Origin of the sequence: Mesorhizobium sp. M8A.F.Ca.ET.021.01.1.1 (assembly GCF_003998025.1) — a bacterium.
Taxonomy (GTDB): domain Bacteria; phylum Pseudomonadota; class Alphaproteobacteria; order Rhizobiales; family Rhizobiaceae; genus Mesorhizobium.
Map to the genome: position 1 here is coordinate 1 of NZ_RZSJ01000139.1, position 11,840 is coordinate 11,840.

General features: G+C 64.5%; 13 protein-coding genes and 1 pseudogene. All 14 read right to left on the reverse strand.

The genetic code is table 11. The features are described from left to right. A pseudogene (locus EOA36_RS13540) lies at positions 1-277 on the reverse strand (hypothetical protein); the annotation flags it as partial. 70 nt (positions 278-347) lie between these two features. Then, entirely contained in the window at positions 348-1,334 is a 987-nt protein-coding gene (gene dhaK / locus EOA36_RS13545; protein ID WP_127278064.1) for a dihydroxyacetone kinase subunit DhaK, read from the reverse strand. Between the two features lie 39 nt (positions 1,335-1,373). Beyond that, positions 1,374-1,796 carry a hypothetical protein gene (locus tag EOA36_RS13550; RefSeq protein WP_127278065.1) on the reverse strand — a complete coding sequence of 141 codons (423 nt, stop codon included), beginning with the start codon at positions 1,794-1,796 and terminating at the stop codon, positions 1,374-1,376. Positions 1,797-1,805: 9 nt separating this feature from the next. After that, a complete protein-coding gene (gene ptsP / locus EOA36_RS13555; protein WP_189343540.1) occupies positions 1,806-3,380 on the reverse strand; it encodes a phosphoenolpyruvate--protein phosphotransferase in 1,575 nt (524 codons plus the stop codon). 41 nt (positions 3,381-3,421) lie between these two features. Beyond that, entirely contained in the window at positions 3,422-3,724 is a 303-nt protein-coding gene (locus EOA36_RS13560; RefSeq protein ID WP_127278067.1) for an HPr family phosphocarrier protein, read from the reverse strand. A gap of 21 nt (positions 3,725-3,745) precedes the next feature. Further along, positions 3,746-4,135 (reverse strand): dihydroxyacetone kinase phosphoryl donor subunit DhaM, encoded by a 390-nt coding sequence (gene dhaM / locus EOA36_RS13565; RefSeq protein ID WP_127278068.1) that lies wholly within the window; start codon positions 4,133-4,135, stop codon positions 3,746-3,748. Next, on the reverse strand, positions 4,132-4,734 hold the full coding sequence (dhaL, locus tag EOA36_RS13570; protein WP_127278075.1) for a dihydroxyacetone kinase subunit DhaL: 603 nt from the start codon (positions 4,732-4,734) through the stop codon (positions 4,132-4,134). The genes dhaM and dhaL overlap by 4 nt, the downstream gene beginning before the upstream one ends. Positions 4,735-4,806: 72 nt before the next feature. Further along, positions 4,807-6,450 (reverse strand): dihydroxyacetone kinase subunit DhaK, encoded by a 1,644-nt coding sequence (locus EOA36_RS13575; RefSeq protein ID WP_127278069.1) that lies wholly within the window; start codon positions 6,448-6,450, stop codon positions 4,807-4,809. Between the two features lie 67 nt (positions 6,451-6,517). After that, entirely contained in the window at positions 6,518-7,531 is a 1,014-nt protein-coding gene (locus tag EOA36_RS13580) for an ABC transporter ATP-binding protein (RefSeq protein ID WP_127278070.1), read from the reverse strand. Next, positions 7,524-8,636, reverse strand: coding sequence for an ABC transporter ATP-binding protein (locus EOA36_RS13585; RefSeq protein WP_127278071.1), 1,113 nt, complete (start codon positions 8,634-8,636; stop codon positions 7,524-7,526). Before EOA36_RS13585 ends, EOA36_RS13580 begins: the two co-directional genes overlap by 8 nt. A gap of 2 nt (positions 8,637-8,638) precedes the next feature. Continuing rightward, a complete protein-coding gene (locus EOA36_RS13590; RefSeq protein WP_127278072.1) occupies positions 8,639-8,842 on the reverse strand; it encodes a hypothetical protein in 204 nt (67 codons plus the stop codon). A gap of 253 nt (positions 8,843-9,095) precedes the next feature. Further along, complete coding sequence (locus EOA36_RS13595) at positions 9,096-10,046, reverse strand: carbohydrate ABC transporter permease (protein WP_127278073.1); 951 nt, start codon at positions 10,044-10,046, stop codon at positions 9,096-9,098. Further along, positions 10,043-10,990 (reverse strand): sugar ABC transporter permease, encoded by a 948-nt coding sequence (locus tag EOA36_RS13600; protein WP_095771946.1) that lies wholly within the window; start codon positions 10,988-10,990, stop codon positions 10,043-10,045. The genes EOA36_RS13595 and EOA36_RS13600 overlap by 4 nt, the downstream gene beginning before the upstream one ends. A gap of 126 nt (positions 10,991-11,116) precedes the next feature. After that, positions 11,117-11,840 (reverse strand): extracellular solute-binding protein (locus tag EOA36_RS13605; protein ID WP_127278074.1); only part of this gene is annotated, 724 nt, incomplete at its 5' end.

Consider the following 11,840-nt stretch of genomic DNA (forward strand, 5'->3'; position numbering starts at 1 on the left):
CGCCATGATACTGCAGCAGCATCGACTGGCCGGTAGCGATCGTCGCCTTCTGGCGCAGATCGTCGAGTTTGTCCTGCAAGCCAGCGTTCGACGGAAGGTGCGCGTCGCCGCGCTCCCTGAGCTTGCGCAGCATGATCGGCAGGACGCCGTGGAATTCGGCATTGTCGAGCAGAGCCGACAGCGCCTTTGCCGACAAATTGTCCTCGACCGCCGCGGCCTCCGGGTCGGCGAAGCGCAGCAGCAACTTTTCCTCGGCGGGCGTAAGGGATGGCAGCATCAATCCGGACAGGTGTTACCGATAGCGGGATCGCCCGGATGGTCGCAGAAAAGCCAAGGGGAAGCCAGCGTTACATGCCCCAGCGCAGCGCCGCCGTGTGGACAGGTGCGTCCCACCAGCCCGTCAATTCGTCGTCAAGCAGGGTCAGCGTGACCGAGCAGCCGGCCATGTCGAGCGAGGTGACATAGGTGCCAACCAGCGAGCGGGCAATCGTCACGCCATGCTGCTCGAAAATCCGGCGGGCGCTGTTGTACATCAAATAGAGCTCCATCAGCGGCGTGCCGCCGAAGCCGTTGACGAACAGCAGCGCCGGGCCGTTCGCCCTGTCGCCGAGATCGCCCAGGATCGCGGCGCAGATCTCGTGCGCGATCGCATCGGCGCTCCTCAAGGTGTCGCGGCGGCGGCCGGGCTCGCCATGGATGCCGACGCCGAATTCCATCTCGCCATCGCCGATGTCGAAGGTCGGTTTGCCGGCCGCCGGCACGGTGCCGCTGGTCAGTGCCACGCCCATCGAGCGGGTCGCCTCGTTGACGCGGTCGCCCAGCGCCTTCAACGCCGGCAACGCCAGGCCGTGCTCGGCGGCAGCGCCGACGATCTTTTCCACCACCAATGTGCCGGCGACGCCGCGCCGTCCGGTCGTATAGGACGAATTCTCGACGGCGACGTCGTCATTGGTCACCACCTGCAGGACGCCTTCCGACATCTCCGCCGCCATGTCGAAATTCATCACGTCGCCCTCATAGTTCTTGACGATGAACAGGCAGCCGGCGCCGGTGTCGACAGCTTGCGCGGCTGCCAGCATCTGGTCCGGCGTCGGCGAGGTGAACACCTGGCCGGGACAGGCGGCGTCCAGCATGCCATGGCCGACAAAGCCGCCATGCAGCGGCTCGTGGCCGGAGCCGCCGCCGGAGATCAGCGCCACCTTGCCCGGCTCGAGGGCCTTGCGGCGGATGAATTTGTGCTCCTCGCCAAGCACGAGGATGTCGGCATGGGCGGCCACGAAACCGTCGAGGCTCTCGGTCAGCACCGTGTCCACCGAGTTCATGAATTTCTTCACGGCCGTCTCCTCCCGAAATAGCCTGGCATCAAGGGTCGATCAGCCACTCTTGCCGGTGATGCTGGTGACCTTCTGGATGAATTCGTTGATCGCGCGGTCGAGCGCTGCATTCTGCTTGTCATCGCCGAAATCCGGCACGATGAGCGAAACGTGCCTTGTCTTGCGTGCGCCCGCGGCGACCGAGATCTTCCCGGGATGTGCCTGGTGATAGGCGGCGAGAAACTGGTCGCGCTCGGCTGGGCTGAAATGGCAGACGGAAAAGATGGCGGGCAGATGCTTTGACGGGATCGGGATCGAATAGGCGGGGCTCGAAATCTGCGTGACGAAGCTGCGGTGCTTGCCGAGCGCGTCGGCGAGGCGCTGGCGCATGCCCGACGGGCGCTGGTCGATGACCTGCGACAGGATCGTCTTGTAGGCGCGGATCGCCTCCTCGGAGCCGGGTTGGTATGCGTTGTCGATCATGCCAGCCGCCTAGACCGGGACGTCCGCGATGGCCGCCTTGGCCATGGCGAGTTGCGCCGGCGCGACCGAGAGATCGCGCAGGCCGGCCTCGAGCAGCGACGGGATCGAAGCGGGGTCGCCGCCGGCGTCGCCGCACAGGCTGACGGGGATACCGTTTTCCTGTCCGAAGGCCGCGACCGCACCGATCAACCGCAGGACGGCCGGATGGCGCACGGAGTTGAGATGCGCGACCGCGGCATTGTCGCGGGCAGCCGCCATCACATATTGCGTGAGGTCGTTGGAGCCGATCGAGAAGAAGGCGACGCCGGCGAACGCCTCCGGCGCGATGGCCACCGAGGGCACCTCGACCATGATGCCGAGCGGCGGCATTTTGTGCGCGACGCCGCGCGCGGCGAGCGCCGCCCGCTCCTCGGCGAACAGGGCGGCGGCGCGTTCATACTCTTCTGATGTGGCGATCATCGGAAACATGACTTTGAGATTGCCGTGTGGTGCGGCGCGCAGCAATGCCCTGATTTGAACACGGAATATATCCAGCCTGGCCAGCGACAGCCTGATGCCGCGCAGGCCGAGGAACGGATTTCCTTCCTCGACGGTGAAGCCCGGCACCGGCTTGTCGCCTCCGGCATCGACGGTGCGGATCGTCACCGGTTTTTCGCCGGCCCATTCCAGCACCTTGCGATAGGCGCGATACTGCGTCTCTTCATCCGGCAGCGTCTTGCCGAACAGGAATTCCGTACGCATCAGGCCGACACCATCGCAGGTCGCGATGTCGATGGCATCGACATCGCGGGGGTCGGCGATGTTGACCTGCACGCGCACCGCGGTGCCGCGCTTCGTCGCTGCCGGCCGCGCCAGAAATGTCTGTGCCTTGCCCTGTCGAGCCGCGAAGGAAGACGACGCCTGTCGGAACGAGCCGATCTCCGTGGGCGAGGGCGTCAGAACGATAGTCCCGTGCTCGGCGTCGAGCAGCGCCATGACGGCACCAGCGGTGAGCGGCTCGCGCAGACCCACGACCATCGGCACGCCACGCGAGCGCGCCAGCATGGCGACGTGGCTGGCAGTGCTGCCTGCCTTCAGCGCGATGCCGCCGCCATGGCTCCAGTCGGTTTCGAGAAACCGCGTCGGCGCGATATCCTCGCCGCAGAGAATGGCGCCGGCCGGTGCCGTGCTGTCACCGTCCTCGGTGAGCGCGCGCAGCACCTGGTCCCTGATATCGCGCAGGTCCGCGGCGCGGGCGCGGAAATAATCCTGGTCCGAGGCGTCGTAACCGGCGATCTCGGCATCGAGTGCCTGCCGCCAGGCCGCGTCGGCGGTTTTTCCGGAAGCGATCGATGCGAAGGCCGGCCTGCTCAGCGCATCGTCTTCCAGCATGGCGATGTGGAATTCGAGTATGCCGGCGGCATCGCTGTCGGCGGTCCCGACCATGGCCACGAGCCGGCTCACCGCCTTGCCGATCGCGGCTTCCAGCGACAACGTCTCCTCGGCGGAGCTTGCCTTGCTTGCATAGACGCCGGCAGGCCGGTCCAGTTCGAACAGGGGCCCCTCGGCATAGCCGGCCGAGGCCGGAACACCTTCAATGCGCATGGCCCGCATTCCCTGCGGGCCGGCCAAGGCATGCAACGGCCTCAAGCCGAGCGGACATGGCCGGCGTCCTCGTCGAAATCGCGCTGCACCAGTTCGATCAGCGCGCGGATCGCATCATCGGCGCCATCGCCTTTGGCCCTGATATGCAGCACCGTGCCCTTCGGCGCCTTGGCTGCCATCACCTTGACGATGCTTTTTGCGTCGAACCACGGGCCGTTGGCGGCGAGTGCAATTTCCACATCGGCGGCAAAGCTCTTGGCCAGCTTGGTGAACTTCACCGAAGGACGCGCATGCAGGCCCACATCGTGGGTGATCAGGACGGTCGCTTCTGCGGTTGCGGACATGTCTTCAAAAACCCCGTTCACTCACGACGGCGACAATTCGTGCGCCGTCGCCACCACTTCCCGGAGCGAGGCGCCGCCGGAGGCCTCGGTCGCCGCCATTACCGCGCCCTCGACGATCGGCGCGTTGCAGACGATGATCTTCTGCGCGCGCGGTTCGCCGATCATCTCCACCGCCATCTCCGAATTGGTCTCGGCGCCGCCGAGATCGACAAGGATGGCGACACCGGCTTCCGACCAGGCCTTGTCGATGGCGCCCATGATCGCCTCGACACTGGTGCCGAGCCCGCCATGGCCGTTTCCGCCGCACCATGCAAGCGGCACTTCGTCGCCCACCATCTGGCGTACCATGTCGGCTGTGCCCTCCGCGACCAGCGGCGAATGCGAGACGATCACGATCCCGACATTGCTCATGCGCTTTCCCCGATCGCCTGTCCCACCGTGCGCACCAGCAGCGCGGTCGAGCGCGCGCCGGCATCCATATGGCCGATCGAGCGGTCGCCGAGGAACGAGGCACGCCCACGCAGCGCCTTCATCGGCACGGTCGCTTCGGCGGCGGCGTCGGCGATGTCGACTATTTCAGCTACCGTCTTTCCCCCGGCTAACGCGTCATGCACCGGTTGCAGCACATCGAGCATGGTTTTCTGGCCAACCTGTGACTTGCCGCGCGCGGCCACCGCTTCGATCGCCTTGCCGAAGGCAGTCGTCAGGTTGGCGCGATCAGGTTCCGCCGAAATCTCCTTGCCGAGCGCCATGAACAACGTGCCGAAGAGTGGGCCGGACGCACCGCCCACCGTCATCACCAGCTTGGTGCCGATCGCCTTCAGTGTGTCTGGCAGCGGCTTTGCCGCGAACACATCCGCCTCGGCGCGCACGGCCTCGAAGCCGCGCTTCATGTTCAGTCCATGGTCGCCGTCGCCGATCGCCTGGTCGAGCGCCGTCAATTCCTCGGCGTGCTCGGCAATCGTATCCGCGGCGGCCGTGATCAGCTTCGAAAGATTCAGCGCCGTCATGTCGCCCGAATTCCCGGTTTGCACCTTGCCGGCAGTAGCGAAAGAACGGTCGTTCGGCAACTGGAGCATGCGTCAGGCCGTGGCATGCTGCGCGGCGGCGGCCGCGAACACTTCGGCCACGGCATGAGCACCGGGGTCGACCACACCTTGCAATTTGGTGCCGACATAAGCCGACCGGCCGGCCTTCGCCCTCTCCATCGCGGCCGTGGCTTCGGCGCCGCGCGCGGCCACTATCGCGGCTTCCTCCAGGCCCTTGGCGTCGAGCGCCCTCAGGGCCGGCTCCAGCGCGTCGACCATAGTGCGATCGCCGGGTTTTGCGCCGCCGTAGAAGGTCATTCGTTCAAGCCCGGCAAGCAGGGCCTTGGGCACATCAGTGCCGCCATCGAGGGCCCGCGACGCCGCTGTGAAGAAGATCGACAACAACACCCCACTGGAGCCGCCCATCGAGGCGCTCAGAAGGTCGCCGACGGCGCCAAGCGTCGCTGCGGGGTCGGCAAGCGGCAGCGTATCGAGCCGTTCGAGGATGCTGCGTGCGCCGGTCGCTGCCGTCGAGCCGGTGTCACCGTCGCCTGCCTTGGCGTCCAGGCCGTTCAATGTCGCTTCAAGCGAAATCAGCTTTTCACAGACCGTCACGATCAAGCGCCTTGTGCCTGCGTCGTGGCTGGCCTTGCGTGCCGCGCCTTCGTGCGCTGGTTTGACCAGCGGCACGACATAAGGCTCCACGACCGGCTTTGCCGGCATCCAGGCGTGCGGGCCGACCGGCGCCAGCAGGGCCGCTTGGCGCGCCGCATCGAGCCGGATCAGCGACAGCGAGAACCCGTTCATGTTGAGCGCCGTCATCAGCGGGCCGGGACCGATCGTCAACTTGACGGCCCTGGCGAGCGGCGAGGCAAGTACCGCATTGGCGACCAAGGACATTTCGAGCGGTGGCACCGAACCGAGATTGTTGATCAGCAAGGCATAGGTGGCCTTCGGGTCGAGCCGCACTGCCAAGCGCTCCGCCATGATCGCCACCAGCCGGTCGACGCTCTGCACCGCGATGCGCTCGACGCCAGGCTCGCCATGGATGCCAAGGCCGAGTTCGCCATCATCGGCTCCAAACCTGTCTTCATGCGGCTGGCCCGGGATCGAACAGGACGACAGCGATATGCCGAGCGAAATGATATCCTTCGCCGCCGTCCGCGCCGCGGCCGCGATCTCGGCCAGATCCCGGCCGGCTTCCGACAGATGGCCTGCAATCTTGTGCACGAACAGGGTGCCCGCGACACCGCGCGGCTGGGCGATGTCAGGCAGCGCGATGTCGTCGGCGACGATCACCATCTCGACTCGAAAGCCTTCGGCGCGCGCCTTTTCCGCAGCGAGGCCGAAATTGAGCCGGTCACCGGTGTAGTTCTTGACGATCAGCAGGCAGCCGGCCGGTCCGGTGACCGCGCGAATGGCCGCCAGCACCGCTTCGACGCTCGGCGAGGCAAAGATCTCGCCCGAGACGGCAGCTGTCAGCATGCCCTTGCCGACGAAGCCGGCATGCGACGGCTCGTGCCCGGCGCCGCCGCCGGAGACGACGCTGACCTTGGACTTGTCCCAATCGGCGCGCAGCACGACCTTGATCTCGGGATAGCCGTCGAGGCGCGCGAGGTTGCCTGAGCCAATGGTGCGCAACAATCCGTCCAGCGCCTCGGTGACGATCGTTGCCCTGCGGTTGAAAAAGTGCTTCATCGAATTGGTCCCGTATTTCGTCAATCAGAAGCCGGCATCACCTTGGCGAGGGACGCCGAAAAACCATTCACGTCAGTCGTTGTCCGTCAGCGCCGAAATAGAGCGGCGAGCGATAGCGGATCACCACTTTGTCGCCTTGCCCCAGATCCGTGTCGGGATCGGTCAGCGTCACCAGTTTCTTCGGCCCCACCGTCACATGCAGATGGTTCTGGTCGCCGAGATGCTCGACCCAGTCGACGACGCCGTCGGCATGGCCATTCACGGCTTTCTCGATCGCCAGGTGCTCGGTCCGCGCGCCGATCGTCTTGGTGCCGGCCGGCGCGCTGCCATCCGGCAGCAGCCCCGTCGGTAGAAGATTGATGGCGGGCTGGCCGAGCCGTGCCGCGACGTGCAGATTTGCCGGCTCGGAGTAGATGGTTCGCGGCGTGCCGATCTGCACCAGCACGCCATCGGCCAGGATGCCGATGCGATCGGCCATGGTCATGGCCTCGATCTGGTCGTGGGTGACGTAGAGCATGGTGGCGCCGAGTTCGGACTGGATGCGTTTCAGCTCGAGCCTGAGATCCGCGCGCAGCTTGGCGTCCAGCGACGACAGCGGTTCGTCCATCAGGTAGATGGACGGCTTGCGCACCAGCGCGCGGCCGATGGCGACGCGCTGCATTTCGCCGCCCGACAATTTGGTCGAACGGTTGGCGAGCTTGTGATGGATGCGCACCATCTTCGCCACCTCCTCGACCCGGCGGCGAATCTGGTCTTCCGGTATTTTTCGTGCCGGCGAGCGCAGGGGAAAGGCGAGATTGTCGAACACCGACAGATGCGGATAGAGCGAATATTGCTGGAAAACGAAAGCGGTGTCGCGCTCGGCCGGTGACAGGCTGGTGGCATTGTGGCCGCCGATCTCGATCGTACCGGTATCCGGCCGCTCCAGTCCGGCGATCAGGCGCAATGTCGTCGTCTTGCCGGCGCCGGTCGGCCCGAGCAGCACGACGAATTCGCCGTCTGATATATGCAGGTCGAGACCGTTGACGGCGACATGCTCGCCGAAACTCTTGGTCACGCCTTTGATGCGCACATCAGCCATGCTGCACTCTCCCCTGAGAGGCGGTATCGTGGATCGCCGTCTTCACCGCGCGCCCTGAGCCTTTTTCGAACAGCGACAGCCGCGCGCTGTTCAGCGTCAGGCCGACATGGTCGCCGGCGTTGAGCCGGATTTCGGCCGGCACACGCGCCTTGATGATGCCGTCCGATGTCTCCACCGCGACGATCTGCGTGGTGCCGAGATATTCGGTGCCGTAGATTGCGCCGCGCAGTTTCGATGCGTCGTCGAAGCGGATGTGTTCGGGGCGGATGCCGAGCGCCATGTCGGCCGGCGCCACATCCTCGCGCACCTCCGGCACCGTGACTTTGGCGCCCTGCACGACGATCTCCTTCGCGCCCTTGGCGAGCCCGCCGCCGAAGCCCAGAAAGTTCATCGGCGGCGAGCCGATGAAGTCGGCGACGAACATGGACGCCGGGCGGTCGTAGATCTCGCGTGGCGTGCCGAACTGCTCGATGACGCCATGGTTCATGACGGCGATCTTGTCGGCCATCGACATCGCTTCCATCTGGTCATGCGTGACATAGACCGTGGTGGCGTGGATGCGGTTGTGCAGTTCGCGCAATTCATGGACCATCAAATCGCGGAATTCGGTGTCGAGCGTCCCCAGCGGTTCGTCCATCAGGAAGCATTTTGGCCGCCGCACGATGGCGCGGCCGAGCGCGACGCGCTGGCGGTCGCCACCGGCGAGGCCGGAGACGGATTTGTCGAGCAGATGGTCGATGCGCAGAAGCTTCGCGGTTTCCTCGACGCGGCTGCGGATTTCGGCGGAGGACATGCCTTGCGCCAGCAGCGGGAAGCCGATGTTCTTGCGTACATTCATGTGCGGGTAGAGCGCGAACAGCTGGAAGACGAAGGCGATGTCGCGCTCGCGCGCCCTGAGCATGGTAACGTCGTCGCCGCCGAGCAGGATCTGGCCGCCGGTCGGCAGCTCCAGCCCGGCGATCATGCGCAAGGTGGTGGTCTTGCCGCAACCGGACGGTCCGAGCATGACGAAGAACTCGCCATCCTCGACGACGAAGTTGGAGTCTTGCACGGCGACGAAATCGCCGAAGGCCTTTCTCAGATGCTGGACGCGGATTTCGGCCATGATTATTCCGGGAACTTGGAGACGATGATGAACATCACCGTGCCGGCAAGCATGGTGATGAAGGAATAGGTGTAGAGCGACAGCGCGAAAGGCTGGAACAGCATCAGGAAGCCGATGGCGATCAGTGCCGTCGCTATGTTTTCCATCAGCCCGCGCCTTGCCCAGCGTGGCCAAGATGGGCGCTTGGAGATAACCGAGCGGCTCATGCGTTCCTCCCCTCCTTCTCCCCGTTCAGGGGGAGAGATGGTTGCCAGGTGGTTCCCCCACTCCGTCGCTGCTTTACAGCGCCACCTCTCCCCCCTCCGGAGGGAGAGGAAGGGAGCCTGGCTGAATGAAGTTCGCGCCCTTCCTCTACCCCGTCGATCGGGGGGTCCGAAGGACGGGCGAGACCCGCGGCTCGCCCCGGCAAGGTGTCGAGCGAAGCTCGACGGAGTGGGGGGCGACTTTGTGCCAAGGCCATCATTTGCGCACCGCGCCGAAGGTGATGCCGCGCAGCAATTGCTTGCGGAGCAGGATGGTGAAGACAAGGATCGGCACCAGGAAGATCGTCGTGCCGGCTGCCACCGCCGGCCAGTCCTGGCCGCCTTCGCCGATGATGGTCGGGATGAAGGGCGGCGCGGTCTGTGCCGTGCCCGAGGTCAGCAGCGCGGCGAACGCATACTCGTTCCAGGCGAAGATCAGGCAGAAGATGGCGGTCGCGGCGATGCCGGTCGTGGCCTGCGGCAGCACGGTGCGCCAGAATGCCTGCAGCCGCGTATAGCCGTCGATCATCGCCGCTTCCTCGTATTCTCGCGGGATCTCGTCGATGAAGCCTTTGAGCAGCCATACCGCCAGCGACACATTGACCGCCGTGTAGAGCAGGATCATGCCGAGCGCGGTGTCGGACAGGCCGAGTTCGCGGTACATCAGGTAGATGGGAATAGCGACCGCGATAGGCGGCATGAAGCGTGTCGACAGGATGAAGAACAGAAGGTCGTCGGCGAGCGGCACCTTGAAGCGCGAGAAGCCATAGGCCGACAGCGTGCCGAGAAAGACGGCGCAGAAGGTCGAGCCGAAGGCGATGACCAGCGAATTGATGAAGCGCGGCAGGAAGTTGGATGGTCCGGCGATCACCATGTTGCGCTTGCGCACGGTCTCGTCGCAGAAGCCAGTCGCCGGCCCCAGCGAATTGATGTATTCCGGCGTCTGCCTCGTGCGCGTGGTGAACAGGTTGCAGTAGCCCTCGATGCTCGGCTGGAACACGATCTTGGGCGGATAGGCGATCGAATCCGGCGGCGTCTTGAAGCTGGTGGCGAAGATCCACAAGAGCGGCACGATCGAGATCAGCGCATAGGCGATGATGATCGCGCCGGCGATGCGCTTCGAACTTGCCGAGGGGGCGACGACCGAATGGGCTGTGGTCAGGCTCATCTCTGCTTCACCTTGTTGAGCGCCTTGACGTAGATGTTGGCGAGACCGAACACCGCGACGAACAGGATGATGGCGAAGGCCGAGGAATAGCCGGTGCGCCAGCTTTCGAAGGCTTGCCGTTTCAGCGTGATCGAGGCCACCTCGGTGGTCGAGCCCGGCCCGCCGCCGGTCAGCAGATTGACCATGTCGAACATCTTGAAGTTCTCGATGCCGCGAAACAGCACCGCCAGCATGATGAAGGGCAGCGCCATCGGCAGTGTGATCGACCAGAACTGCCGCCAGTTGGAGGCGCGGTCGACCTCGGCCGCCTCATAGATATATTCGGGGATCGAACGCAGGCCCGCGAGGCAGATCAGCATCACGTAGGGCGTCCACATCCAGGTGTCGACGATGATGATCGACCACGGTGCCAGCGAGACGTTGGAAAGCATCTGGATGCTTGTCGGCGGGATGCCCGACACGAACGAGATGACATAGGAAAACAGGCCGATCTGGGGTTCGTAGAGGAAGCGCCAGAAATTGCCGACCACTGCGGGCGACAGCATCATCGGCACCAGGATCAGCGTCGTCCAGAAAGCGTGGCCGCGGAACTTCCTGTCGATCAGCCAGGCCAGCGTGAAGCCGATCAGCGTCTGCAACAGGATGGTCCAGAACACGAAATGCGCTGTCGTTTGCATGGCGATCCAAATGTCCTGGTCGCCGAGGATGCGCTGGTAGTTGGCGAAACCGAGGTTCTTCACCACCTCGTTCGGGCGGTTGGCGCGAAAATTGGTGAACGACAGATAGATCGCCCAGAACAGCGGGAAGATATTGATGGCGAGCAGCAACAGGATCGTCGGCGAGATGAACAGCCAGGCGAGGCCCTTGTCGCTGATGCCCCGGACCTTGCGCGCCAACGGTTCCGGGGTCGCCCGGGCAACGTTCTCCGCGGTCCGATTGAGCATGGTAAGTCCTGCTTCGGTCACTTGGGTCGTCTCTATCATGGAATTTATCTGAACTGCGTCCCGTGCCAAGGGCGGCACGGGACGCTTGGGCCTGGCTCGGGAGGAGCCGGTTACATCTTGCCCCAGTTACATCTTGCCATCGTCCTGGAACACTTGCGTCCAGTCCTTGACCAGCCCGTCGAGCGCATCCTTGGCCGAACCCTGGCCGGCGACGACATAGTCGTGGAAGCGCTTCTGCGAGGCCTGCAGCAGCGGCGCGTAGCTCGGCTCGGCCCAGAAGTCCTTCACGATGGCCATCGAGTCGAGGAAGGTCTGAGCATAGGGCTGGCTTGCGGGGAATTTCGGATCCTTCACCACCGCGTTCAGGCAGGAATAGCCGCCGAGCGACCACCACTTGGCCTGCACGTCCTTGTTGGCGAACCACTTGATGTATTTCAGCGCCGCTTCCTGCTTGTCGGAATAGGACACCACCGAAATGCCCTGGCCGCCGAGCTGGGCGAACTGGTCGCCGTCAGGACCCTTCGGGTTGACGAAATAGCCGATCTTGTCGCCGCCGACATTCTCGTCCTTCTGCAGGCCCGGCCATGTGAAGGCGAAGTTCATGTGCATCGCCACCTGGCCGGATTTGAAGGCATCGACGCCTTCACCCATGTAGCTGTTCGAGGCGCCGGGTGGGGTGCAGCAGTCATAGAGAGCCTTGTAGAATTCCAGCCCCTTGACCGATTTCTCGGAGTTGACGAAGCCTTCCATCTCGTAGGGCTTCTTCGGGTTTTCGTACTGGAAGCCATAGCTGTAGAGCACGTCCATCGCGCCCATGGTGATGCCTTCGGAACCGCGCTCGGTGTAGATC